Consider the following 25470-nt stretch of genomic DNA (forward strand, 5'->3'; position numbering starts at 1 on the left):
AAGCGCGACGCGGGCCCGGGCGCGTGAAAACAAAACGGGCCCCGCATGCGGGGCCCGTCTGTACAACTCCGGCTGGCGCGTCGCAAGACGCGCCATGCCGGATCAGCCGCCGTACACGTCGAAGTCGAAGTACTTCTTCTCGAGCTTCTTGTAGGTGCCGTCCTTGATGATGTCAGCAATCGCCTTGTCGACCTTCGCCTTCAGATCCGTGTCTTCCTTGCGCATGCCGATGCCAGCGCCGTTGCCGAGGATCTTCGGATCGTTCAGATCCTTGCCCACGAACTGGTAGCCCGCGCCACGCGGCGTCTTCAGGAAGCCGATGTCAGCCTGCACTGCATCCTGCAGGGCTGCGTCCAGACGGCCCGACAGCAGGTCGGCATAGACCTGGTCCTGGTTCTGGTACGGCACAACCTTGGCGCCCTTCGGCTCCCAGTAGGTCTTCGCGTACGTTTCCTGGATCGTGCCCTGTTCGACGCCGACCGACTTGCCAGCCAGCGATTCCGCCGTCGGCAGGATGTTCGAGCCCTTCTTGGCGACGAGGCGCGTCGGCGTATTGAACAGCTTGTCCGAGAAGGCGATCTGTTCAGCACGTTGCGGCGTCATCGACATCGACGACAGCACGCCGTCGAACTTCTTCGCCTTCAGTGCCGGGATCATGCCGTCGAAGTCGTTTTCCACCCACACGCACTTCGCACCGACGCGCTTGCAGATTTCGTTGCCGAGGTCGATGTCGAAGCCGACCAGTTTGCCGTCAGAACCTTTCGATTCAAACGGGGGATAGCTGGCATCGACGCCGAAACGGATCGTCGACCAGTCTTTAGCGTGTGCGCCGATCGATACGGTGGCAAGCAGGGCAACCGTCAAAGCCGCTAGCAGTTTTTTCACTGTGTTCTACTCCTCGGAGTGGTTCGAATTGCTTCGCATCAGGTTTTGCCTGTGCCAAGCGTTGCCCGGCGCGATTTACGACCGGGCGTGGTTTTCGTCTGCCGGCCGGCGGCCAGCAGCGCGCGCCAAGCTTACCAAAACAAAAAGATCCGGAAGCTAGTGAAACACCGGATAGCAAACGTGCATGCGCCTGTTGGGGCGGTTTGCGTTTCGGAGGACAGCTTTTTAGAGGGTAAATGAAAGCTGATTGATAGTATTTCGCGGTAAATGGGGGCCGGCGTGAAACCCCCCGGCGCGAAAGGCCTACGGTGTTGCACGGCCGGTTTGTCAGGTCCTGGTTCGCCTCGCGCGAGGGTGACAGGCGCGTGGCCAGCGTCGATTCTGGCTGCCACGTGCCTGCCAGGCGGTTCGGGTGGGTTTTATTCGAGGCCACCCTCTATTGTGTTTGTCGCGGCGTCGTAGGTGATCCCGCCCGGGGCCGCTGTTCCGGCGGCCCTTTTGACTAGACGATGCGCTGCCCTTCGCGGTACGTCGCGCGTGGCACCGGCAGCGCGTCGTGCATCGTCACACGCACGAAGTCGGCGCGCAGGCCGGGCTCGATCGCGCCGCGGTCGTGCAGTCCCGCCGTGCGCGCCGGCTCCGACGACACCGTCGACATGGCGCGCGGCAGCGACCAGCCGGCCTTGTCGACCAGTTCGAAGGCGGCGGTCAAGAGGCTCGATGGCACGTAGTCGGACGACAGGATATCGAGCAGATCCGCCTGTGCTAGTTCGAGCGCCGACACATTGCCCGAGTGCGAGCCGCCGCGCACGATGTTCGGTGCGCCCATGATCGTCGAAATGCCATGTTTGTGCGCGGCTTCGGCTGCGATGCGCGTGGTCGGGAATTCCGCGAGCACGATGCCTTCCGCAGCCGCCTGTTCGACGTGTTCGACGAGGGTGTCGTCATGGCTCGCCACCGGCACGCCGAGCGTGGCACAGCGCGCGACGATCTCGCGCCGGTGCCTGTCGGCGTAGCGCTGCTGTTCTTCGGCAAGCTCGGTGAGCGCGGCGGCGGCGTGCTCATCGGTCCACTTGCCGTGCCGTTCCTGAAAGCGTCGCCATTGCTCGCGATCGTGCCATTGCCGCTGGCCCGGCGTGTGATCCATCACCGAAGCGAGCCGCAACAACGGATGCGTGCACAACGCGTCGAACACTTCGACCACGTCGGATGTGGCGATTTCGCAGCGCAGATGCAGAAAGTGCTCGGCCCGCAGCAACTTGCGCTCCGAAAAGCGTGCCAGTGCCTGTGCGCATTGTGTCTGCGTGTCGCGGCCGCGCAGGCCGACGTTCGATCGCGAGCCGATCGCGAGCGCATCGAACACGGTCGTGATGCCGGATGCCGCGACCTGGGCGTCGTGAATCACGAACGCGGCGTCGGTATTCCACTGCACGCCGGGGCGCGGTACGAGATGCTTTTCCAGGTTGTCGGTGTGCAGCTCGATCAAACCCGGCAGCAGATAGTCGCCGCCCCAGTCTTCGGCTTCACGCGCCGACGTGGTGCCTGGCGCGAGGTCCTGGATCATGCCATCAGCGATCCGCACGACACCGATAAAGGCTTCGTTCCGCGTCACGATGCGGGCGTTCCTGATCAACATCGATAGGCTCCGTGATTCTTCAATGGTCTAGTGTGGTGCCGCTTTGTGACGCAGTGGCGGCTGGAGTTCGAGACGGCGCGTAGCGACTCTCGCGCGCGTGTCCTCGTCATGAAAGATGCCGACGATTGCCGCGCCACGTTCACGCGCCTCGATAATCAGTTCCGCCACGACGTCGCGATTTTCGGCGTCGAGCGAGGCGGTCGGTTCATCGAGCAGCAGCAAGGGATGCTCCGCGATCAGGCCGCGCGCGATGTTCACGCGCTGCTGTTCGCCGCCGGAGAACGTCGCGGGCGCGAGCGTCCACAAGCGCTCGGGAACGTTCAGCCGGGCGAGCAGCGCGGCCGCGCGTTTGCGTGCTTCGTCTTCGGCGACGCCGCGCGACAGCAGAGGTTCAGCAACGAGCGCCAATGCAGACACGCGCGGAATCACGCGCAGAAACTGGCTCACGTAACCGACGACGGTGCGCCGCAGGCGCAGTACGTCGTGCGGTTCGGCGCCCGTGATGGCGATGTGCCGGGGGTCGCTCGCGTCGTCGCGAATCGCGATCGTGCCGGCGCTCGCGAGGTAGTTGCCGTACAGGCAACGCAACAGCGTGCTCTTGCCGGCGCCGGACGGCCCGACCAGCACGACGCATTCGCCGCGCTCGACTTTGAGCGACACATTGGCCAGCGCGTCGATCCGCACGCCACCCTGGCCATGCAGCGTGAACATCTTGCAGACATGCTCGGCGCGCAGCATCAGCGCGGCATTGTCGATGAAGGCGCGCGACGGCGTGCCGGATTCTACGGAAAACAGCGTGGAGGAGAGCGTAGAAGACATCGTGAACCTCAAACCGGCAGAACGGAGGAAACCAGCGTTTGCGTGTACGGATGCTGCGGATCGTCGAGCACCTGATCCGTCAGCCCCGCTTCGACGACTTCGCCGCCTTGCATCACCATCAGCCGGTGTGCGAGCAACCGCGCCACGCCGATGTCATGCGTGACGATCAGCACCGACAGATGCAGCGTGCCGGTCAACGTGCGCAGCAGGTCGAGCAGACGCGCCTGCACCGACACGTCGAGACCGGCAGTGGGTTCATCCATGAAGACGAGCCGTGGCCCCGTCACCAGATTGCGCGCGATCTGCAGGCGTTGCTGCATACCGCCGGAAAATGCGCCGGGAAACTCGTCGATGCGGGTGGGGTCGAGCTCCACGCGCTCCATCCATTGCGTTGCCGTATCGCGGATCCGCCCATAGTGACGCGCGCCGACGGCCATCAACGGCTCGCCGATATTCGCGCCGGCCGACACGCCGCTGCGCAGGCCATCGCGCGGGTTCTGCTGCACGAAGCCCCATTCGGTGCGCATCAGAAGACGCCGGCGCGGTTCAGACAGCGCGCGCAGATCGACGACGTCACCGTGCGAAGCGGTGTAGTGCAGCGAGCCGCTATCGGCTTCGGTGCGCAACGCGAGCGCATTGAGCAGCGTCGTCTTGCCGGAACCCGATTCGCCGACGATACACAGCACCTCGCCCGGATACAGATCGAAGCTGACGTTCCTGCAGCCGTTGCGGCCGCCGTATTGTTTCGTGAGCGCACGGGCGCTCAACAGCGGCGTCATGCGGAAGCTCCTTCGGTCGTGTCGTTCGCCTGCTGATCGCGGCGGTCGTGGCAATAGTCGCTGTCGGAGCAGACGAACATCCGCTTGCCGGCGTCGTCGACGATCATTTCGTCGAGGAAGCTCTCGCGCGAACCGCACAATGCGCAGGCGTGTTCCCAGCGCTGGATTTCGAACGGATGGTCGTCGAAATCGAGGCTGCGAACCGGCGTGTACGGCGGGATCGCGTGGATACGCCGCTCACGGCCCGCGCCGAACAGTTGCAGCGCGGGGTTCATGTGCATCTTCGGATTGTCGAACTTCGGAATCGGCGAGGGCGAGCTCAGATAGCGGCCGTTGACGATCACCGGATAGTCGTAGGTGGTCGCAATACTGCCGTGGTGCACGATGTCTTCATACAGCTTCACGCTGATGAGGCCATAGTCCGCCAGTGCGTGCAGTTTTTTCGCCTCGGCGACGCGCGGTTCGAGCCTGTACAGCGGCTCGGGCATCGGCACCTGGTAGACGAGGATCTGTTTGTCCGTCAGCGGCGTTTCGGGGATACGGTGGCGGGTCTGCACGATCGTTGCCTCCGACGTGCGGCGCGTCGTGGCGACGCCCGTCGTGCGCGCGAAAAAGCGGCGGATGTTGACGGCGTTAGTCGTTTCGTCGGAACCCTGATCGATGACTTTCAGCGTATCGCTGCGGCCGATGATGGCCGCCGTCACCTGAATGCCGCCGGTGCCCCAGCCAAATGGCAGGGGCATTTCGCGGGCCGCGAACGGCACCTGGTAGCCGGGCACCGCGACCGCCTTCAGGAGCGCGCGACGGATCATGCGTTTCGTCTGTTCGTCGAGGTAGGCGAAGTTGTAGCCTTCGGCGGCGCTGACCTGCGTCGCGAGGGCTTGCCGGGTTTCGGGCGCGTTCATGCGGCCTGCTCCTCCTGAGCCTGATCGTCAATCGGGCGCGCGGCGTGCTGCGCGCGCAGGCGTCGCACGAGTTCGAGTTCCGACTGGAAGTCGACGTAGTGCGGCAGTTTCAGATGCTGGACGAAGCCGGAAGCCTCGACGTTGTCGCTGTGCGACAGCATGAATTCGATGTCCTGGGTCGGCTGGGACAGCGTTTCTCCGAGTTCTTCGGCGCGCAGCGCACGGTCCACCAGCGACATGGCCATCGCCTTGCGTTCCGAATGACCGAACGCGAGGCCGTAGCCTTGCGTGAAGGTCGGCGGCACGTCATGGTTGCCGGCGAACTGGTTGATCATCTGGCATTCGGTGATGTCGATATCGCCGATCTCCACCGCAAAGCCCAGTTCGTCGAGTTCCATTTCGACCGCGACCGAGCCGAAACGGATCTCGCCCGCGAACGGGTGCGTGTGCGCGTAGCCGCGCTGCGTGGCGTAGCCCATCGCGAGCAGAAAGCCTTCGTCGCCGCGCGCAAGGTTTTGCAGGCGCGTCGCCCGGCTGGCGGGGAACGATAGCGGCTCGCGCGAGAGATCGCCGGGTTCCGATGCGTTGGGCGAAGGCGTTTCCTGTTCGATCAGGCCTTCCTTGTTCAGCAGCGCGACGACGCGCGCCAGCGGTTCTTCCTGCGGTGCACTGACGCTTGTCGGTGCCTGATGTTCCGGCGTCCCGTCGATGTCATGACCTTCGGCCAGCAGTGTGAAATCGAGCAGACGCTGCGTGTAATCGTAGGTTGCGCCTAGCACCTGGCCGCCAGGCACATCCTTGAAGGTCGCGGAAATGCGGCGTTCGACCTGCATCGCTTCAGTTTCGATCGCACACGTATAGCCGAAACGCGGCAACGTCGTGCGGTAGGCGCGCAGCAGAAAGATCGCTTCGACGAGGTCGCCCGCGGCCTGCTTGATCGCCAGCGCAGCGAGTTCTTCGTCATAGACCGAGCCTTCGGTCATCACGCGGGCCACCGCAAGACGCAACTGTTCGCTGATCTGGCCGACGCTCAGTTCGGCAAGCCGCGTATCGCCGCGGCGAGCCTTGTCGAGCATGCGCCACGATGCCTCGATCGCGCGTTCTCCACCTTTGACGGCAACGTACATCAGTTCACCTCCAGGTGCGTGGTGCGCGGCAGGCCGATCAAAGCGTCACCGCAGACGAGATAGCAATCGATGCCGCACGGAAAGAGCGGCGCGAGTTTCGCGCGCTCGGCCCAGAAGCGTTTCGGCAGGCCGAGCGGGGCGATGGTTGTGGTGCGCTCGATGCCTGGGCCGCGCAACGCGACGGGCGTGCCGCCCGTGAGCGCGTCGACGCGGATCAGCAAAGTCGCCGAATGCTCCGGCGCTTCGGCTTCACCGAGCGCGAAGCTCGCGAGCGGAGGCAACGTATCAGCATCGTGGATGTAAGCGAAGGCGGCTTCGTGCGCGTTGGCGACGAGCGGCGCCCCCGTGTGAAAGCGCAGCGATGAACCCAGCACCGCGTCAGGCTGGGCGAGCCAGACAGGGGTCGAGTAGTCGCACAGCGTGAGCAGCGAGGCGAAAGCCGCGAGATCGACCTTCGAGCGCGTGCCCGTTGCACCAGATGTTGCTGTTCCGCCGGCTGCAGGCGGCGCGGCAACGACCACGCCCACGGTGCCCGGACGCGACAGCGCATCGAGCAGCGTGCGGAACACGGCCTGCGTGTCGTGGACCGGATCGGTAAAGCCCGGCGTCAATGCGGAGAGGGCAATCTGCGCGTCGTTCATCAGTCGCCCCGGACCATCGTGAAGAATTCGACGCGCGTCGCCGCTGCGTCGTGCTGGCGTGCCGTCCGTTGCGCCGCGATGCGCGCGGCGAGCGGCTCGATCAGTTGCGCGTGCAAGTCCGGGTGCTGCTCAGGCACTTGCAGTATCGCGTCGGCAAGCGCGGCTAGTTCGGCCCGGCGACGGTCGCGTCCAAGATGGCACGCCACGCCGACGGGCGCATTGCCCCCCGACTCGCGCAGCCGCAGCGTGGCGCGCGTGACGGTCGCCTCACCGAGATTGAAGGCGTCCCCCGTGCCGCCGATCCGGCCGCGCACCATCGCAAGGCCGGTTTCCGGCGGACGCAGCCAGTCGAACGCGGGCGCTTCAATACCGTCCAGCGCGCGGTTGAATGCGGCTTCGAGTTCGGCGCGCGGGGTGCGTGCGAGCACCGCCATCCACGCGCGCCGCATGGCAGGGGAAGGCGAGGCGGGAGATACGCTCATGGAAGTTCCTGTGAGTCCGGTGTCTGGTCATTTGAACATCTATTTGTCTAAACGTCTAGACGTTTAGAGGTGGAATCACGCTAAGGGCCAAACCGGACGAGCGTTTCATATTTTCATCACGGCTTGCGCACTACAATGCACAGAACGCTATTGAAACTGAAGGGAATGACAGTACCATGACATCGAACGACAACGCGGCGCCGGGTACCCAGCTCGAACGCGGCGCGGGCGTCGCCGTGTGGCGGCAGATCGAACAGACCCTGGCCGCGGAAATTGTAGCGAGTGGATTTGGCGAAGACGGCCGTCTGCCGAGCGAAGGGGAACTGGCAAAACGCTTCGATGTGAACCGCCACACCGTGCGGCGAGCGATGCTCGGGCTTGCGGCGCGCGGGCTCGTGAGCGTCGAGCAGGGACGCGGCACGTTCGTGCAGCCCGGCGCGATCGACTATACGATCGGCCGTCGCACGCGCTTTACCGAGAACCTGCGTCAGCAACATCACGCGGCGGCGGGCACCATGTTGTCGGCGGCGCGCGTGAAGGCCGAGCCGAACGTTGCGAAGGCGCTAGGTCTGCGCGCGGGCGCGCTGGTGTACCGGATCGAATCGCTGCACGAGGCGGACGGTGTTCCGCTCACGTTTGCGCGCAACTGGTATCCGGCCGCGCGTTTTGGCGAACTGCCCGGCGTGCTTGAACGCACCGGCGGCATTACCAAAGCGATGGCGGAATTCGGTGTCACCGACTATCTGCGCAAGTGGAGCCGGATTGGCAGCGTGTTGCCCGATGCGGAAGTCGCCCGGCGCCTGAACATCAACCGGCAGCAGCCGGTGCTGTGGGTCGAGAACGTGGATGTCGATCTCGAAGGCACGCCAATCAAGTATGGCGTCACGCATTTTGCAGCGGACCGCGTGCAACTGATGGTGGAACACGACACATGAGCACTGCTTCGCTGAAAAAACGCGTGGACCGTCGAATGGCCCGCAGAGGCACGCTTTGCCGTCTATTACGCGCCCTCGCGCGAGTCGTTGTGGTGGCACGCGGGGTGCCGCTGGCTCGGCCGCGATCCGGAAAACGGAACCCTGTTGACGCCGCCTCAGCCGGCAACGCTGTCGCGCCCTGTTCCGGACCTCACGCGCGCGCCGCAACGCTACGGCTGGCATGGCACGCTGGTTGCGCCGTTCCGTCTTGCCGACGGCGTGAGCCCGCGCGATGTACTCGACGCAGCACGGGCGTGGGCGCAGTCGCAACGGAGCTTCCGATTGCAGGTTGAAGCCGCGCCTCTAGGCGATTTCGTCGCGCTGCGGCCCGCGGATACCGAGGGCGAAGGGAAGATGCGCGCGCTGGCGTCCGACGCGCTGACGAGGCTCGCCGCACTGCGCACAGCGCCCGAGCCCGCCGATCTCGCGCGCCGTCTCGATGCGCCGTTGACGGAACGTCAGCGCGCCTTGCTCGTCGAATGGGGATACCCCTATGTGTTCGACGAATACCGTTTCCATATGACACTCTCCAGCTCGCTCGATTCGGCGGACGACCGTGACGCGTTGGCCACGTACTGGTGCGAAGAGGCAGCGCGGCTTGGCCCGCTGTCGATCGACGGCGCGGCGCTGTTCGTCGAACGCACGCCTGGCGCTCCGTTTGTGTTGTGGCACCGCCTGCCATTCCAGGCCGGTCTGACGGAGGCGCGATGAGCGGCCAACTGATCTATGTCATGGGGCCGTCCGGAGCGGGCAAGGATTCGCTGCTCGGCTTCGCGCGCGAAAAGGTGCCGGGCGAACCGGTGGTGTTCGCGCATCGCTATATCACGCGTCCCACCGGCAATGGCGAGAACCACATTGCGTTGACGCCCGAAGAATTCGAAGCGCGGTCTTCTTATGGCCTCTTTGCGCTCGAATGGTCGAGTCATGCACTGCGCTACGGCATCGGCATTGAACTCGATGCGTGGCTCGCGCGCGGTTGTACCGTCGTAGTCAATGGGTCGCGGGCGCATCTGCATCAAGCGTTGACACGCTATCCGCAGGCGCTGGTCGTTCACGTTGAAGCGGCGCCGCATATTCTCGAAGCGCGGCTCGGCGCCCGTGCGCGCGAAACGGCAGAGCAGGTGACGGAGCGTCTTGCCCGGCGCGCGGCGTTTACGGTGCCCGAAGGGGTATCGCTTACCGTGATCGACAACTCCGGCGCACTCGAAGACGCGGGTCATGCCTTTGTCGAGGTCGTGCGGCGCGCGGCGTCGCGCCGGTAAGCCAGGGCCAGCGCAAGCCCCCCTATTAGCGCCTATAGCAGGGCTTCGTGCAGGAAACCCATCGATGACGCTTTCAGCGTCGCGGCCGCGCGGGTCGAGCATTCGAGCTTGCGGAACACGCTTTCGACGTGTGTGCGCACCGTACTCGGGCTGAGTCCCAGTTCACGTGCCGCCTCCTTGTTGCTGGCGCCGCGGCTGATTGAGCGCAGCACGTCGATCTCCCGCGCCGACAGGCGAATTGCCTGAGGGCGATAGCGCGGCGCCGTCTGCGGCGCGGGCCCCGAGGCGAGGAGTGCTTCGACGACGTCACGGTCGAAGCGTCCCTCGTCAGCCTCCTTGCGCAATTCCTGCGCGGCGTCCCCGGCCGTCAATGCATCGCGCCATGGACGCGGCGAGCGCAGCGCCACCCATGCAATCGAAGCCGCCAGGACGCGCGCCTCCCGTGTGAGCGCGTGGCCCGCTGTACCGCGAAAATAGCCCGAGCCGTCGAGCCGCTCATAAGCGTACGAGGCGAGTTCGGCTGCCTGTTCGAGCGCACCGGTCTGCCTGCCCGCACGCGAAGTCCAGTAGGGCACGAGGCGCACCTTCTCCCATGCCGATGCGGAAAGACTGTTCGGGGAATTCCAGATGGCATTCGGCACGGCTGCGCGTCCGATCCCATGTATCAGCCCGGCGCGGTAGACGCGGTCCTGCGTCTGCGGGTCGGCCGTGAGGCGCGCACAGCACGCGGCGGCCGTGGTGGCCACCGTGCGCGAATAGCCTGTCATCCACGGCAGCTTCAGGTCGATCACATCGGCGATCAATTCGGGCGACGTGGCCTCGCGCATGTGTGGCGTGAGTAGCGCATCGTCGATTCCGGCGGCCTGCTCATCGTCGAGGGTACGCAGCCACTGCGCCGCGTGCGTCGCGGCGAACGCGGTCAGTTGCGCCGGATAGCGTGCATCGGCGCGGCTCGCGATCAACGTCAGCGCGCGCTCGAGTCCATATACGCGGCTGAAAATCTCCAGATCGCCTGCGATCGACACGACGAACACCGCGGGTGGCACGAGGCCGCCGGTCAGGCGGTCCGGCATGCCGTTGCCATCCCAGGCTTCGAAAATGTGCCGCAAGGCGGCCTCGGTGTCACCTGACAGGCCCAGCATCCGCGCGACTTCGCCGGATACCTCGCAATGGATCTGCGCGAGTGGTGTGAGCGCGACGGCCGGGCCGCCGTGTGCGTCCAGCGGCTCGGCCCAGTCGGGGCGCGTCGCGAGCATCGCCTCGCGGCCCGCGATATCGTCGCCGAGCGCGTCGGCGAATCCCGAGGCGTTCGCCGTGCAGCCGGACCATCGCAGCAGGGACGCTTCGCGCACCGTATCGCAGGTCGATACGTCGAAGCCGGCGGCGCGCGCGAGTTGCCCGGCGAGCCACGCGGTGCGCAGCGAGTGGTCGGTCGGCTGCCCCATGCTGAGGTCGCCGATGAAGGCGAGCGCCTTGACGGCATCGAACGCGCGGATCGCGGAACCGTCTGCCTGCATGATTTTCGCTGTCTCCCGAGATCGGCCAGGTGCCGGTGCCTACTATACGCGACAAGGGTCTCACGACGGGTCAGTTATTTGACCGATACCGCAGGCTCAACCTGCGTGTGATGCTTCGCTCACCCTGAACCGCGGCGAGGAAGCCCATCATGAATACCCTGTTGAAAAAGTGTCTGGCGTCGGCGTTGCTGCTCGGCAGCCTGTTTGCCCTGCAAGCGGCGCATGCAGCCCATGCGGCTTCGCCGCAGGACCTGAAAGGCAAGAACGTCGTCCTCGTGCACGGCGCATTCGCGGACGGCTCCATCTGGGACAAGGTCATTCCGCTGCTGGAAGCGCGTGGCCTGCACGTGGTGGCGGTACAGAATCCGCTCAGTTCGCTGGCTGACGACGCCGCCGCGACAAAGCGTGTGATCGATCAGCAGAACGGACCCGTGGTGCTGGTCGGTCATTCGTGGGGCGGCGTGGTGATCAGCCAGGCCGGCAATGACGACAAGGTCAAGGCGCTCGTCTATGTGGCTGCGTTTGCGCCGGACAGCGGCCAGTCGATCAACGACATGATCAAGGACAAGCCGGCGCCGGCATGGGCGAGCGAACTGCGCAAGGACTCGGCGGGCTTCCTGACGCTGCCGACCGATGCGGTGATTCACCAGTTCGCACAGGATCTGCCGACTGCGCAGGCCCGCATCGTCGCCGCGACGCAAGGCCCGTGGTTCGCCGGCTGCACCGACGACAAGGTCACGACCGCTGCATGGCACTCGAAGCGTTCATGGTTCGTCGTCGCAGGTCGCGACCACATGATCGATCCGCGCCTTCAGGACGCGATGGCAAGCCAGATCGGCGCGACGGTGACGCACGTGGAGGCGAGCCATGTCGCGATGGTGAGCCAGCCGAAAGCGGTGGCGGAGGCGATCATCGCGGCGGCGAGCAAGGCTGAGTGATGGTTTGAGCGACGGTTTCCATGACCGCGTGAGTGATGGTGGGGCGAGCCAGGCCCGGCGCGTGCGCGCCGGGCCTGGTCAATCCGGCTCGGCCAGCGCCATCCGTTCCCGCGTCGCGTCCTGCAGACACGTCACGAATTGAGTGACGGCAGGTGTCGGCAGCAGATCGCGGCGCGAGATGATGCTGAGGTCGTAATCGGGCAGCGCTTCTTCGATCTGCGCGACGCGAATGCCCAGTGGTGCGACCCTCGCGGCCAGCGGCCGCGTAAAGCAGCTGATGATGTCGGTCTGCGACACGAGCCCGAGCGTCACCGCAAACGACGACGGCGCGCGCAGCAACCGCTTCGGCACGGGCAGGCCATGCGCGTCGAACATGGCCCGCATCACGCTGTGCGGAAAGTGATCGGCGCCGACCGTCACGATCCACTCCGCGTCGAGCAGTTCGTGAAGACGCCGCGCGTGGGCGAGCGGATGCCCCTCGCGCATCGCCACGACGAACTGTGTCGAGTAGAGCGGCACTTGCGTGAGATCGCTGTCGAGCGTCTGCACGTGATGGATCGCTGCAATATCCAGCGCGCCGTTGCGCAATCGGGCGACAGCATCGGGCACGGTCACTTCTTCCAGATGCAGGTTGACCTTCGGCATCGTCTGCCGGAAGCGGGACACCGCCTGAGGCAGCGCCGTCAGCGCAATCGACGGCATCGTGCCGACGCTCACCCGGCCAGCCAACTCGCCCTTGACCTGTTCGACGGCTTCAACCGTGCGCCGCATGTCGCCGAGCAACTGCTCGGCGCGCGGCAATAGCGCAAGCCCGCACGCGGTGAGTTCGATGCCGCGCACGCTGCGCACCATCAATTCCGCATTCAATGCGTTCTCCAGTTCCCGTATCGTGTGGGTGACGGCCGGCTGCGTAACGCCCAGTTCGCGTGCGGCGGCCCGCAGGCTCCGGTGCTTCGCGGCGGCGACGAACGCCTGCAACTGCTGCAGCTTCATTAGGGGTAATCCCGGTGATAAAGCCTGTTAATCGGGGTGAAAAAAATCGCATCTTATTCGAAATTAGTGGCGTCGATATAGTGCTGACCATTCGCCGCGACCCTAGCGGCGGGAAACACCTGGAGTCCCTGATGAGTGAAGCACCGCGTTTTGCCGAAGTTGAAGACCTTGATCCCGCTGTCGAAACCCTGCGCGAGATCCGCCATCACATCCATCGCCATCCCGAACTGGCTTACGAAGAGGTGGCCACCGCCGCCCTCGTGGCCGAAAAGCTCGAGCAATGGGGCTGGACGGTCACACGTGGCGTTGGCAAAACGGGAGTGGTCGGCACCTTAAAGGTCGGTGACGGCAACCGCAGCATCGGCATCCGTGCAGACATGGACGCATTGCCGATCATCGAGCAGACAGGGCTGCCCTACGAGAGCGGCACGCACGGCAAGATGCACGCATGCGGCCACGATGGCCACACGACAATGCTGCTCGGCGCGGCGCAACACCTCGCCGCGACGCGCCGTTTTTCGGGCACCGTGCATCTGTATTTCCAGCCGGCTGAAGAAAGCGGCATCGACAGCGGCGCGAAGAAGATGATCGAAGACGGTCTCTTCGAGCGCTTCCCGTGCGACGCGGTGTTTGGGCTGCACAACCATCCGGGCGAAGAGCCGGGTGTGATGCTGTTCCGCAAGGGCCCGTTCATGTCGGCGGGCGACAAGGCGATCATCCGGATCGAAGGCGTCGGCGGTCATGCCGCGCGGCCGCATTTGACGGTTGATCCGATCGTCATCGCGTCGAGCATCGTGATGTCGTTGCAGACGATCGTCGCGCGCAATGTCGATCCGTCGCAGCCGGCTGTCGTCACCGTGGGATCGATGCATGCGGGCACCGCCAGCAACGTGATCGCGAGCACGGCGCAACTGGAGTTGAGCGTGCGTTCGTTCAGCCCGGAAGTGCGCGCGCTGCTGAAAAAGCGCATTACTGAACTGGCGGAAGGACAGGCCGCGAGCTACGGCGGTAAGGCAAGCGTCGAGTACATCGAGGGCTATCCGGTGGTGGTCAATTCGGACGCGGAGACCGAGTTCGCGATCGAAGTGGCGCGCGAACTGGTGGGCGCAGACAAGGTCGTTGCGCAGACCGACATGCTGATGGGCAGCGAAGACTTCGCGTTCATGCTGCAACAGCGGCCTGGCACGTTCCTGCGCATCGGCAACGGTGCGGGTGAAGACGGCTGCATGGTGCACAACCCGCACTACGACTTCAACGATCGCAACCTGCCGATTGGCGCGGCGTACTGGACGCGGCTCGTCGAGCGCTACCTGGAGCGGTAGCGTGCGTTATCCGCGGATTCGGGCCGCCGGGGCGGTCCGAATCCGCGCATCACGCGTGCTCAACCGAAAATGGACCAACCAGAACCGCCAGCTACGCGCGGCCGGCGCTCAGCCGCGCCGCGCGACCATCTCCGAGACCGTTTGCGCAGCATGCTGCAGCGGTTCGAGAAACGCCTTCACCATCTGCTTCGCTGAATTGCGCTGTGCGTTGCCGCTGATGTTCATCGCCGCGATGATGCGGCCCTGGCGATTGCGGATCGGCGCCGACAACGAAATCAGACCGGCCTCGAGTTCCTGATCGACAATCGCCCAGCCCTGGCGACGCACCTGCGCAATGACCTTCTTCAGTTCTTCCTTGTCGGTGACCGTGCGCGGCGTGTGCGCGTAAAGCGGCGACGAATTCAGGGTGGCTTCGAGCGTGTCGTCGTCGAGGGCGGCGAGCAGCACGCGGCCCATCGACGTGCAATACGCCGGCAGACGGCTGCCAATCGAAAGGTTGATCGTCATGATCTTGTGCGTGGGCATCCGCAGCACATAGACGATCTCCGTACGGTCGAGCACCGCTGCCGAGCAGCTTTCGTGAACCTGCGCCGACAGTTCTTCCATCACCGGCTCGGCGAGATTCCAGAACGGCATCGAGGTCAGGTAGGCGAAGCCGAGATCGAGAATCTTCGGGGTGAGCCGGAACAGCCGCCCTTCGGCTTCGACGTAACCGAGCGTCTGCAACGTGAGCAGGATGCGGCGCGCGCCCGCGCGTGTGAGGCCGGTGGCGGTGGCGACATCGGTGAGCGTCTGTTCGGGGCGCTCTGCATTGAACGCGCGGATCACGCCGAGACCGCGTGCGAACGACTGCACGTACGAATCGCCCGGCTTGTCCGGTGCGTCCGGCAATGCCGCTGACTGCGGATCAAGCTGCTGGTCGGGCATTGAAGCGGGCCGTGAAGCGGGCGCCTGGGGAGCTTTGCTCATAGACCTCTGGGGGAAAGCGTTGTGCGCGGGCCGTTGCCACCGCGCGGAAAGCCGTGACGATAGCTTATGCCTCGCATTTCGCCAACCTTGCAGAAAAGTTCATCGGGGGGCCTCGTCGTACCTCCCATATTTTGCATTCGCATGGGTCGCTCAGGGTTACTGCGGATGCCGTGTGCAATCAAAATTTGTATGATGACCACATAACATGATCAATCGAGACCGTGATGTTCGAGAAAATTCCGGCGCGAGCCCTCAGTGACACCGTCGCGCAACAGCTCCTCAAGCAGATCGACAAGGGCACCTTCGCCCGCGGCGGCAAGCTGCCTACCGAAGCCGTGCTGGCCGAGCAGTTCGGCGTCAGCCGCACGGTGATTCGCGAAGCGATCTCCCGTCTGAAGAACGAAGGGGTGGTCGAGCCGCGCCAGGGTAGCGGGGTGTTCATCGCCGCACACGGCGCGATCCGCCCGTTGCGTATCGATTACGCGGAAGCCGTCGAGGCCGGCTCCGTGCTGCAGATCCTCGCACTGCGCCGCGCGATCGAGGCCGAAGTCGCCTCTGAGGCGGCGATGCGCCGCAGCGACAGCGACATGGCAGCCATCGATGCCGCGCTTGCCAGGATCGACGAGGCCGTCGCCGAGGGCGAGGACGGCGTGGCCGAAGACGTGGCCTTTCATCGCGCGATTGCGGTGGCCACCGGCAATCCTTATTTCCTCAAGACGCTGACCTTTCTAAACCAGTACCTGGAAGCGGGGACGGTCGTGACACGTCGCAACGAGGCGCTGCGCGAGGACTTTTCGCGGCAGGTGCGTGAAGAGCATGCGGCGATTACGGCCGCGATCCGCGCGGGCGATCCGATGGCGGCACGCAACGCCGCGCAAACCCACATGTACAACGCGGCCCGTCGTCTGGCGGAAGCCGGGATCTGTTGAGCCGGACGTGCCGTCCGGTTCATGAGCAGCGCTTTTTTCCAGGGGCAGGGTATGTCGAGAAATATCGGAGTCGTCGGTCTGGGCGCCATGGGGCTGGGCGTCGCGCGCTCGCTGTTGCGTGCGGGTCTGCGCGTTCACGCCAGCGATGTGCGCAGCGAAGTGCTGCAGGCGTTCGCGGTGGAAGGCGGCATCGCGTGTGCGAATCCGGCGGAACTGGGCGCGCAGTGCGATGTGGTCATCACGCTCGTCGTCAATGCCGCGCAGACCGAATCCGTGTTGTTTGGTCCGCAGGGCGCGGTTGCCGCGATGAAGCCAGGCGGTGTGGTGATCGCCAGCGCGACGGTGTCTCCCGAATTCGCGGTCCGACTCGGCCGGCGCGTCGAGGCGGCAGGGCTGCAGATGCTGGACGCACCGGTATCGGGTGGCGCGGCGCGCGCGGCGTCGGGTGAAATGACAATGATGACGTCCGGCCCAGCCGCCGCTTACGAAGGCGCTGAAGACGTGCTGGCGGCGATCGCGGGCAAGGTGTACCGGCTGGGCCCAGCACACGGCGCCGGCTCGAAGGTGAAGATCATCAATCAGCTGCTCGCGGGGGTGCATATCGCCGCGGCCGCCGAAGCGATGGCGCTCGGCCTGCGCGAAGGCGTCGACCCGGACGCGCTGTATGACGTCATCACGCACAGCGCTGGCAATTCGTGGATGTTCGAGGACCGCGTGCCGCACATCCTGAAGGGCGACTACACGCCGCTGTCCGCCGTCGATATCTTCGTCAAGGATCTCGGGCTTGTCCTCGATACCGCACGCGCGACGAAATTTCCGTTGCCGCTGTCGGCGGCGGCGCACCAGATGTTCATGATGGCGTCGACCGCCGGACATGGCGGCGAGGACGACTCCGCGGTCATCAAGATTTTCCCGGGCATCGACGTGCCGGCGCCGCAATGACCGCTGGAGTCCGACCGCTATGACAGGTTCCACACAGAAGCCTTTGCTCGGCTGCATCGCCGACGATTTCACTGGCGCCACCGATCTCGCGAACATGCTGGTGCGCGGCGACATGCGCACCGTGCAGACCATTGGCGTGCCCGATTCACATGAGCGTCTCGATGCCGATGCTCTGGTGGTCGCGCTGAAGTCGCGCACGATCCCGGCCGCGGACGCCGTCGCGCAATCGCTCGCCGCGCTCGACTGGTTGCGCGCGCAAGGGTGCCGTCAGTTCTTCTTCAAGTATTGCTCGACCTTCGATTCGACCGACGCCGGCAACATCGGGCCCGTGATCGATGCGTTGCTCGATGCGCTGTCGGACGGTGCAGCGAAAGGCGAGCGTGGCTTTACGATCGTCTGTCCTGCCTTCCCGGAAAACGGGCGCACGATCTATCGAGGCCACCTGTTCGTCGGCGATACGCTGCTAAATGAATCCGGCATGGAGAACCACCCACTCACGCCGATGACGGATGCGAATCTGGTGCGTGTGCTGCAGCGGCAGACGGCCTCGAAAGTCGGCCTCGTGCGTCATGACGCCGTGGCGAAGGGCATGCCAGCCACGCGTGACGCGATGGCCGCGTTGCAGCGCGATGGCGTGCGCGTGGCGATCGCCGATGCGTTGTCGGACGCTGATCTCTACACGCTGGGCGAGGCCTGTGCCGACTTGCCGCTCGTGACCGGCGGATCGGGCATCGCGCTTGGCTTGCCAGCGAACTTCCGTCGCGCGCAACTGTTAGCCGGAACGGCGGACGCGAGCCATTTGCCGCGTGTGGCGGGGCGCTCAGTGGTCCTCGCCGGCAGCGCATCCAGGGCAACGAATGCCCAGGTCGCCGCATGGCGCGAAACGCGGCCAGCGTTTCGCGTCGATCCGCTTGCAGCGGTGCGCGGCGAGCCCGTGGTCGAGCAGGCGCTGGCCTTCGCGCGCGAGCACTTCGGCGCGGCTACGCCGCAGCCTGTGCTGATCTATGCAACGGCGACACCCGAGGAGGTCAAGGGCGTGCAGCTTGAACTCGGCGTCGCGGAAGCCGGGCACCTCGTCGAACGCACGTTGGCACGGATTGCCAGCGGACTGCGCGAACTCGGCGTGCGCAAGTTCGTCGTAGCGGGTGGCGAGACATCGGGCGCGGTCGTGCAGGCGCTCGGCGTGCGAACGCTGCGCATCGGCGCGCAAATCGATCCGGGTGTGCCAGCTACCGCGACCATCGATGCAGAGCCACTCGCGCTCGCGCTCAAATCGGGCAACTTCGGCGCGACCGACTTCTTTGTGAAGGCGCTGCGTCATCTCGACGGAGACGCGTGATGGTGGCGATCCACACAAGCAGCGACGCGAAGATTCGCGAAGAGATCTGCGTCGTGGGCGCGAGCCTGTATGCGCGCGGCTATACGGTGGGCAGCGCGGGCAACATCAGCGCGCGCCTCGACGATGGCTGGCTGATTACGCCCACCGAAGCGTGCCTCGGCCGCCTCGACCCCGCCGATATCGCGCGCGTCGACCTGGACGGTAATGCCATCTCCGGCGGGCGGCCGTCGAAGACATGGGCACTGCATCGCGGTATCTATGCGCGCAATGCCGATACGCGCGGCATCGTGCATACGCATTCGACTCATCTGGTTGCGCTGACGCTCGCAGGTGTCTGGAGCGAAACCGACGTGCTGCCGCCGATTACGCCGTACTACGTGATGAAGGTGGGCCACGTGCCGCTGATCCGCTACCGCCGTCCCGGCGACCCGGAGGTCGCCGAACAAATCGCAGCGCTCGCGGACAAGGTTCGGGGCGTCCTGCTGGAGCGGCTCGGTCCGGTGGTGTGGGAGCGGTCGGTATCGCAGGCGTCGTATGCACTCGAAGAACTCGAGGAAACCGCGCGGCTGTGGCTGATGTCGAGCCCGCGCCCCGAACCGCTCGACGAAGCGTCGCTCGAAGAACTGCGCACGGTTTTTGGCGCGCGCTGGTAATCCGCCAGCGGACGGCGGCATCGGGGTGACACCCGTGGCGCCACGCAATGCCGCATCACCGCATCGACCGCTTGCAAGCAAAGCCGGATGACCGCCAGCGGGCGGATCGTCGACGGCGACCTATCTGAAGGAGACGATTCATGACTTCGTATCAGGCGGCCTCTGTCCGCCCCGCCACGCAGGCCGCCCGACAACCCGAAGCCGCCGACATCGAGCGCACCTACAGCAAGGTGTTCTGGCGCATCGTCCCGTTCCTGATGCTGTGCTATGTCGTCGCGTATCTCGACCGTGTCAACGTCGGCTTCGCGAAGCTGCAGATGTCGCAGGATCTCTCGTTCAGCGAAACGGTGTTCGGTCTCGGCGCGGGGATTTTCTTTCTCGGATACTTCCTGTTCGAGTTGCCGAGCAACATCCTGATGCACAAGCTCGGCGCGCGTATCTGGATTGCGCGGATCATGATCACGTGGGGCATCCTGTCGGCGCTCTTCGTGTTCGTGAAGACGCCGGGGCAGTTTTATGCGCTGCGATTCCTGCTCGGGCTTGCCGAAGCCGGCTTCTATCCCGGCGTGATTCTCTATCTGACGTACTGGTTTCCGTCGCACCGGCGCGCGAAGATCATCGCGGTCTTCATGTCTGCGATCCCGGTATCGGGCATCTTCGGCAATCCGCTGTCGGGCTGGATCATGCAGACGTTCCACGGCGGCCACGGATTTGCCGGCTGGCAATGGATGTTCCTGATCGAGGCCATTCCGGCGATCGCTATCGGGATCGCGACGATCCTCTATCTCGACAACGGCATCGCCGGTGCAAAGTGGCTGACCGCCCCCGAAAAGAAACTGCTGGCCGACGAGATCGCCGCGCAGCCACAGGAGCATGTGAAGTCGCATTCGCTTGGCGCGGTGTTTCGCGATCCGCGCACGTGGTGGATGTCGCTGATCTACTTCGCTTTCGTGACGGGCCAGTACGGGCTGACCTTCTGGATGCCGACGCTCGTCAAGTCGACCGGCGTGGCGGGGGCGTTCAATATCGGTCTCCTGAGCGCGATTCCTTTCCTGGTTGCGATCGTCGTGATGAACGTGATGGGGCATAGCGCGGACAAGCGGCGCGAGCGTCGCTGGCATCTGATCGTGCCCGCGTTGTCCGGTGCGATCGGCTTCACGATCGCGGCATCGTTCGCGAGCAATACGGTGGTGTCGATCGTGTTCCTGTCGCTCGCCGCGGCTGGCGTGCTGACCTGCGCGCCGCTCTTCTGGTCGCTGCCGACGGCGTTCATGTCGGGCGCAACGGCAGCCGCAGGGATCGCGATCATCAATTCGATCGGCAACCTCGCCGGGTTTGCCAGCCCGTATATGATCGGCTACCTGAAGGACCTTACGCACAGCACGCAGACCGGCATGTACGTGCTGGCCGGCATGCTCGTGATCGGCGCCATCGCCGTGTTCATGACGCCGGCAAAACTCGTCAACCGCTAGACAACCGCTAGACACGCCTGTCACACGGGTCACGCGATGACATGCACGCCGGTGGCGCAGCGCTTCCGGCGTCACAACCGATCAAGGAGTCACTTCGATGCCGCGCTTCGCTGCCAACCTGACGATGATGTACAACGAACACGCGTTCCTCGACCGCTTCGGCGCCGCGGCGCGAGACGGTTTCAAGGCCGTCGAGTTCCTGTTCCCTTACGACTTTCCCGCTGCGGTCCTGAAGGCGCGGCTCGACGAACATCAGCTGACGCAGGCGCTCTTCAATGCGCCTCCGGGCGACTGGGCAGCGGGCGAGCGGGGCATTGCCTCATTGCCGGGCCGCGAAGACGAGTTCCGCCGCAGCGTCGACACCGCGCTCGGTTATGCGCGCGTGCTCGGCAATCGCAAGCTGCACGTGATGGCCGGGCTGATCGCGCCCGATGAGTCGCGCGAGCGTCACCGGGAGATCTATCTGCAGAATCTCGCCTATGCAGCGAAGGCTGCGCAGGCCGACGGCATCACGATCGTGATCGAGCCGATCAATACCCGCGACATCCCCGGCTTTTTCCTGAATCGACAGGACGATGCACAGGCGATCTGCGCGGAAGTCGGTGCGCCGAACCTGCAGGTGCAGTTCGACTGCTATCACTGCCAGATCGTCGAAGGCGATCTGGCAGTAAAGCTGAAGCGCGACATGCCGCGCATCGGTCACATCCAGATCGCGGGCGTTCCCGAGCGGCACGAACCGGATATCGGCGAACTGAACTACCCATACCTGTTCGAACTGATCGACTCGCTCGGCTACGACGGCTGGATTGGCTGCGAATACCGGCCGCGCGCCGGAACATCGGCTGGGCTCGGCTGGCTCAAGCCCTGGCTGCACAACGTCTGACTCCCGGATACCTGACACCATGAAAGTACTGATTACCGGCGGCGCGGGGTTTCTCGGCCAGCGCCTTGCACGCGAACTGCTCGCACGCGGCGAACTCAACGGGCAGGATGGGCGGCCGCGGCCTGTCACGGAACTGGTGCTGCTCGACGTCGTGCCCGCTCCCGATACAGGCGATAGCCGGGTGCGCATCGAAGTAGGCGATATCGCGGATCGTGCCGTGCTGGAGCGGCTGATCGATACAGAAACGGCAGCGATCTTCCACCTTGCGGCGATCGTCAGCGGTCAGGCGGAGGCGGATTTCGATCTTGGCATGCGGATCAATCTAGATGCATCGCGGCTGCTGCTCGACGTGTGTCGGATGCGTGGACACAGGCCGCGCGTCGTGTTTACGAGTTCCGTGGCGGTTTATGGCGGCGATCTGCCTGACGTCGTGCAGGACGACACGGCGGTGAATCCGCAATCCTCCTACGGCGCGCAGAAAGCGATTGCCGAATTGCTGCTGAACGATTACGCGCGACGTGGTTTCGTCGATGGCCGCGTGCTGCGGTTGCCCACCATTAGCGTGCGGCCGGGCAAACCGAATGCGGCGGCATCGTCGTTCGCGAGCGGAATCATTCGCGAGCCGCTGAATGGCGAAACGGCGATGTGCCCAGTCGCGGGCAGCACACGTCTGTGGCTGCTGTCGCCGCGCAAGGCGATCGAGTCGCTGATTGCAGGTTGCGAGATTGCCGCCGAAACGCTCGGCAATCACCGTACGCTCAATCTGCCCGGCATTTCCGTCAGCGTCGACGAGATGATCGACGCGTTGCGCGAGGTGGCGGGCGACGAGGCGGTCAAGCGGATAGAATGGAAAGCCGATCCGCGTGTCGAGAAGATTGTCGGCAGTTGGCCGGGACAGTGGGATACGTCGCGTGCGGTGCAACTGGGTCTTTCCGGCGACCGCACGTTTGCAGACGTCATTCGAAGCTACATCGAAGACGAAAATCCCCGCTTCGAATCCCGCTGACGATTCTTCGCTCTCTCTGGCCTAGGCCGCGGCCCGCGGCCTGCCTGCGGGCGCAGACGCGAATAAAAGCGCTTGCGTCCGCTGCATTTGTGCCCCCACGTTTCCTACTGGGCGTATACCCTGTTTCCATCGCCGCGCTGCTTGACACACTTTCCGGGCCCCGCCTATCATCGTGGCTAATTGTTCGATATATGACCTATTGTTCGTATATAGAACAAATTGGCCCTGTCGATTTCAACCGTTCCAATCCCGCGCTGAGCGGCGTGGGTCCCACTGCCGCAGCGCGGCGGGGCTTGACGGAATGTTCGTCCGCTCGTCGTGAAGGATGCCCCGGCGGGCAGATTTCGCGCTCAGGCTGGCGGCCGGCAAGACGAGGCGGCGCAGCCCACAAACTGGAGACATCACATGACTGAAGCTTTCCTGTGCGACGCAATTCGCACCCCGATCGGCCGCTATGCGGGTTCGCTGTCGTCCGTGCGCGCCGATGACCTGGGCGCGGTGCCGCTCAAGGCGCTGATGGAGCGCAACAAGGATGTCGACTGGTCCGCGATTGACGATGTGATCTACGGCTGCGCGAATCAGGCCGGTGAAGACAACCGTAACGTCGCGCGCATGTCGCTGCTGCTGGCGGGTCTGCCGCAGGGCGTGCCCGGCTCGACGGTCAACCGCCTGTGCGGCTCGGGCATGGACGCGGTCGGTATTGCCGCGCGCGCGATCAAATCGGGCGAAGCGGCACTGATGCTGGCAGGGGGCGTCGAAAGCATGAGCCGCGCCCCGTTCGTGATGGGCAAGGCTACGAGTGCGTTCTCGCGCGAGGCTGCAATCTATGACACCACGATCGGCTGGCGCTTCGTCAACAAGTTGATGAAGCAGCAATACGGTGTCGATTCGATGCCGGAAACCGGCGAAAACGTCGCGCAAGACTACGAGGTCAGCCGCGCGGATCAGGACGCCTTCGCACTGCGCAGCCAGCAGAAAGCCGCGCGTGCACAGCGCGACGGCACGCTCGCGGAGGAAATCGTATCGGTGTCGGTGGCGCAGAAAAAGGGCGATCCGCTGATCGTTTCGCAGGACGAGCATCCGCGTGAAACGAGCCTCGAAACGCTGGCCAAGCTGAAGGGCGTCGTGCGCCCGGACGGCTCGGTGACGGCTGGCAATGCCTCGGGCGTGAACGACGGCGCCGCCGCCTTGCTGCTCGCCAATGAAGACACTGCAAAGCGCTTCGGCCTGACGCCGCGCGCGCGCGTGCTGGGTATCGCGACGGCAGGTGTTGCGCCGCGTGTGATGGGCATCGGGCCGGCGCCGGCAACGCAAAAGCTGCTCGCGCGTCTGAACATGACGATCGACCAGTTCGATGTGATCGAACTGAATGAAGCCTTTGCATCGCAGGGGCTGGCGGTGCTGCGCATGCTCGGCGTGGCGGACGACGATGCACGTGTGAACCCGAACGGCGGCGCGATTGCACTCGGCCATCCGCTTGGCATGAGCGGCGCGCGTCTCGTGACGACCGCGATGTATCAACTGCAGCGCACGAAGGGCCGCTTCGCGTTGTGCACGATGTGCATCGGTGTCGGGCAGGGGATTGCGATCGCTATTGAGCGGGTCTGATTTTCCGCCCGGTAACCTACGCTTCGGAAACGCCGCTTTTGCGGCGTTTTTTTTCGCCGCTTTGAGCGGCCGCGTTCTTTGCATCTCTGTCGACAGCGACAACCCGTCCGCGCATCTGAAGATAGAACAACGCGCAGCCTGTGATTGCCAGCGGCCACAACAAATACCAGCCCGTCGCCAGACACAGCGCCGCGACGGCGATGAGCGCAATCAGCGCGCACCAGTGCGCCCAGCTACCGCGCGGAAGCAGCCGAACGGCGGACGCGGTCCCGAGTGCATAGACCGTGACGAATGAACCGGTTGTCAGAAGCACCAGCGGCCGCGGACCGACTCCCGCGATCGTCACGGCCAACAGCGCCAGCGCGGACAGTCCCGCGACGACGGCCAGACTGCGCCGCGGCACATCGCCCGCGCGGCTGCCGTGCGCAAGCCACGCAGGCAGCGCGCCGTCACGACCCAACGCTGCGCCCAGTTTGGCTGCCCCAGCGTAATAGGCGTTCATCGTGCCAAGCGTCAGCAACAGGGCCGCCGCGGCGGCCAGCACCTGAACCTTGCCGCCGATGCCGAGCGCCAGCAGTTCCGCCAGCGGCGCGCTGGACGTGCCCGCCGCTGGCCCGAGCACCAGCACGCTGGCTCCAGCGATCCCCAGGTACAGCATCCCCACGATCACCACCGCTATACCGGCCGCAAGCGGAAGGTCGCGCTGCGGATGACGAAACTCGCCGGCCAGATGTGTAATCGCTTCCCAACCCGCGAAGCTCCAGACGAGGAGCGCCGCGGCGGGCCAGATAGCAAGCCAGCCATGCGGCGCGAACGGATGCAGGTTGGTCACGTGCGCATGCGGCACCGATACGGCCACGGCGGCGAGCAGCAGCGCGACAAGCAGCGCAGCCAGCACAAGCTGCAGCCGTCCCGACACCTGCAAACCGAACAGATTGGCGGCTGTCACGGTCAGCACTAGCGCAGCAGCCGTGATGATCACCGTTTGCTGGCCACCGCCGAATGCCGCCGCCGCATAAGCGCCACCAAACATCGCCGCGGCCGGCGACCCGACCGGCACCGCGAAATAGAAGCACCAGCCGACCACCGCAGCGGCGCGCGGCCCGAATGCGTTGCGCACATAGGTGGACACGCCGCCAGCGTCGGGAAAGCGCGCACCCAGGGCGGCGAACGTTGCCGCAAGCGGTATCGACAGCAGCACGAGCCCGAGCCACGCCAGCAGAGACGCGGGTCCGGCGGCCTCGGCGGCGAGCGCTGGCAGCGCAATGACACCGGTGCCAAGCACGGCTCCGACATACAGCGCTGCGCCCTGTACGACGGTCAGATGACCGGCGCCGTGATGAACTGCGGAAGGTGAATTCATGTGTACGATCCCGTCGAGGAGCACAA

25 protein-coding genes are annotated in these 25470 nt (G+C 64.9%); 13 read left to right on the forward strand and 12 right to left on the reverse strand.

The features are described from left to right. Positions 1-102 precede the first annotated feature (102 nt). The 8 genes from B0G77_RS35605 to phnG form a co-directional block, all read right to left on the reverse strand. On the reverse strand, positions 103-885 hold the full coding sequence (locus B0G77_RS35605) for an ABC transporter substrate-binding protein (RefSeq protein WP_133666444.1): 783 nt from the start codon (positions 883-885) through the stop codon (positions 103-105). A gap of 502 nt (positions 886-1387) precedes the next feature. Further along, positions 1388-2545 carry an alpha-D-ribose 1-methylphosphonate 5-triphosphate diphosphatase gene (locus tag B0G77_RS35610; protein ID WP_279571369.1) on the reverse strand — a complete coding sequence of 386 codons (1158 nt, stop codon included), beginning with the start codon at positions 2543-2545 and terminating at the stop codon, positions 1388-1390. Positions 2546-2548: 3 nt separating this feature from the next. Continuing rightward, entirely contained in the window at positions 2549-3340 is a 792-nt protein-coding gene (gene phnL / locus B0G77_RS35615; RefSeq protein ID WP_133666446.1) for a phosphonate C-P lyase system protein PhnL, read from the reverse strand. An 8-nt stretch (positions 3341-3348) separates the two neighbouring features. Next, positions 3349-4119 (reverse strand): phosphonate C-P lyase system protein PhnK, encoded by a 771-nt coding sequence (phnK, locus tag B0G77_RS35620; RefSeq protein ID WP_133666447.1) that lies wholly within the window; start codon positions 4117-4119, stop codon positions 3349-3351. Further along, entirely contained in the window at positions 4116-5024 is a 909-nt protein-coding gene (locus tag B0G77_RS35625; RefSeq protein ID WP_133666448.1) for an alpha-D-ribose 1-methylphosphonate 5-phosphate C-P-lyase PhnJ, read from the reverse strand. Before B0G77_RS35625 ends, phnK begins: the two co-directional genes overlap by 4 nt. Further along, on the reverse strand, positions 5021-6151 hold the full coding sequence (locus B0G77_RS35630; RefSeq protein WP_133666449.1) for a carbon-phosphorus lyase complex subunit PhnI: 1131 nt from the start codon (positions 6149-6151) through the stop codon (positions 5021-5023). The genes B0G77_RS35625 and B0G77_RS35630 overlap by 4 nt, the downstream gene beginning before the upstream one ends. Next, positions 6151-6792, reverse strand: a complete 642-nt coding sequence (phnH, locus tag B0G77_RS35635; protein ID WP_133666450.1) for a phosphonate C-P lyase system protein PhnH — start codon at positions 6790-6792, stop codon at positions 6151-6153. Before phnH ends, B0G77_RS35630 begins: the two co-directional genes overlap by 1 nt. After that, positions 6792-7274, reverse strand: coding sequence for a phosphonate C-P lyase system protein PhnG (phnG, locus tag B0G77_RS35640; RefSeq protein WP_133666451.1), 483 nt, complete (start codon positions 7272-7274; stop codon positions 6792-6794). Before phnG ends, phnH begins: the two co-directional genes overlap by 1 nt. Positions 7275-7450: 176 nt before the next feature. Between phnG and phnF the strand changes: the two genes are divergently transcribed. From phnF to phnN, 3 genes are all read left to right on the forward strand, one after another. Beyond that, positions 7451-8209 carry a phosphonate metabolism transcriptional regulator PhnF gene (gene phnF / locus B0G77_RS35645; protein ID WP_133666452.1) on the forward strand — a complete coding sequence of 253 codons (759 nt, stop codon included), beginning with the start codon at positions 7451-7453 and terminating at the stop codon, positions 8207-8209. A gap of 87 nt (positions 8210-8296) precedes the next feature. Further along, the gene (locus B0G77_RS35650) at positions 8297-8959 is read left to right on the forward strand and encodes a DUF1045 domain-containing protein (RefSeq protein WP_133666453.1); all 663 of its coding nucleotides are present in this window, start codon (positions 8297-8299) and stop codon (positions 8957-8959) included. Continuing rightward, a complete protein-coding gene (phnN, locus tag B0G77_RS35655) occupies positions 8956-9510 on the forward strand; it encodes a phosphonate metabolism protein/1,5-bisphosphokinase (PRPP-forming) PhnN (protein WP_133666454.1) in 555 nt (184 codons plus the stop codon). The genes B0G77_RS35650 and phnN overlap by 4 nt, the downstream gene beginning before the upstream one ends. Before the next feature lie 32 nt (positions 9511-9542). Here phnN and B0G77_RS35660 read toward each other — a convergent pair whose 3' ends face one another. Beyond that, positions 9543-11027: an HD domain-containing phosphohydrolase gene (locus B0G77_RS35660; protein ID WP_133666455.1), complete on the reverse strand. Its 1485-nt coding sequence runs from the start codon at positions 11025-11027 to the stop codon at positions 9543-9545. Between the two features lie 149 nt (positions 11028-11176). Here B0G77_RS35660 and B0G77_RS35665 point away from each other — a divergent pair, with 149 nt between their 5' ends. Beyond that, complete coding sequence (locus B0G77_RS35665; protein ID WP_133666456.1) at positions 11177-11965, forward strand: alpha/beta hydrolase; 789 nt, start codon at positions 11177-11179, stop codon at positions 11963-11965. A gap of 78 nt (positions 11966-12043) precedes the next feature. Here B0G77_RS35665 and B0G77_RS35670 read toward each other — a convergent pair whose 3' ends face one another. After that, positions 12044-12958: a LysR substrate-binding domain-containing protein gene (locus B0G77_RS35670; protein WP_133666457.1), complete on the reverse strand. Its 915-nt coding sequence runs from the start codon at positions 12956-12958 to the stop codon at positions 12044-12046. Positions 12959-13089: 131 nt separating this feature from the next. Here B0G77_RS35670 and B0G77_RS35675 point away from each other — a divergent pair, with 131 nt between their 5' ends. Further along, positions 13090-14280: a M20 aminoacylase family protein gene (locus B0G77_RS35675; protein WP_133666458.1), complete on the forward strand. Its 1191-nt coding sequence runs from the start codon at positions 13090-13092 to the stop codon at positions 14278-14280. 108 nt (positions 14281-14388) lie between these two features. On the opposite strand, the gene B0G77_RS35680 is transcribed toward B0G77_RS35675, so the two are convergent. After that, positions 14389-15207 (reverse strand): IclR family transcriptional regulator, encoded by an 819-nt coding sequence (locus tag B0G77_RS35680; protein WP_133667021.1) that lies wholly within the window; start codon positions 15205-15207, stop codon positions 14389-14391. 266 nt (positions 15208-15473) lie between these two features. Here B0G77_RS35680 and B0G77_RS35685 point away from each other — a divergent pair, with 266 nt between their 5' ends. The 8 genes from B0G77_RS35685 (at position 15474) to pcaF (ending at position 24081) form a co-directional block, all read left to right on the forward strand. Beyond that, on the forward strand, positions 15474-16178 hold the full coding sequence (locus tag B0G77_RS35685) for a FadR/GntR family transcriptional regulator (protein ID WP_133666459.1): 705 nt from the start codon (positions 15474-15476) through the stop codon (positions 16176-16178). A gap of 51 nt (positions 16179-16229) precedes the next feature. Continuing rightward, a complete protein-coding gene (ltnD, locus tag B0G77_RS35690; protein ID WP_133666460.1) occupies positions 16230-17120 on the forward strand; it encodes an L-threonate dehydrogenase in 891 nt (296 codons plus the stop codon). A gap of 19 nt (positions 17121-17139) precedes the next feature. Then, positions 17140-18459 (forward strand): 3-oxo-tetronate kinase, encoded by a 1320-nt coding sequence (gene otnK, locus B0G77_RS35695; RefSeq protein WP_133666461.1) that lies wholly within the window; start codon positions 17140-17142, stop codon positions 18457-18459. Next, the gene (locus tag B0G77_RS35700; protein ID WP_208116542.1) at positions 18459-19112 is read left to right on the forward strand and encodes an aldolase; all 654 of its coding nucleotides are present in this window, start codon (positions 18459-18461) and stop codon (positions 19110-19112) included. The genes otnK and B0G77_RS35700 overlap by 1 nt, the downstream gene beginning before the upstream one ends. A gap of 140 nt (positions 19113-19252) precedes the next feature. Continuing rightward, positions 19253-20584 carry an MFS transporter gene (locus B0G77_RS35705; RefSeq protein ID WP_133666463.1) on the forward strand — a complete coding sequence of 444 codons (1332 nt, stop codon included), beginning with the start codon at positions 19253-19255 and terminating at the stop codon, positions 20582-20584. A 97-nt stretch (positions 20585-20681) separates the two neighbouring features. Further along, entirely contained in the window at positions 20682-21467 is a 786-nt protein-coding gene (gene otnI, locus B0G77_RS35710; protein ID WP_133666464.1) for a 2-oxo-tetronate isomerase, read from the forward strand. Positions 21468-21486: 19 nt separating this feature from the next. Continuing rightward, positions 21487-22473 carry a D-erythronate dehydrogenase gene (gene denD / locus B0G77_RS35715; protein ID WP_133666465.1) on the forward strand — a complete coding sequence of 329 codons (987 nt, stop codon included), beginning with the start codon at positions 21487-21489 and terminating at the stop codon, positions 22471-22473. 405 nt (positions 22474-22878) lie between these two features. Then, positions 22879-24081 (forward strand): 3-oxoadipyl-CoA thiolase, encoded by a 1203-nt coding sequence (gene pcaF / locus B0G77_RS35720; RefSeq protein WP_133666466.1) that lies wholly within the window; start codon positions 22879-22881, stop codon positions 24079-24081. Between the two features lie 16 nt (positions 24082-24097). Here pcaF and B0G77_RS35725 read toward each other — a convergent pair whose 3' ends face one another. Continuing rightward, entirely contained in the window at positions 24098-25444 is a 1347-nt protein-coding gene (locus B0G77_RS35725) for an amino acid permease (protein WP_133666467.1), read from the reverse strand. Positions 25445-25470 lie beyond the last annotated feature (26 nt).

Source organism: Paraburkholderia sp. BL10I2N1, from assembly GCF_004361815.1.
GTDB lineage: Bacteria > Pseudomonadota > Gammaproteobacteria > Burkholderiales > Burkholderiaceae > Paraburkholderia.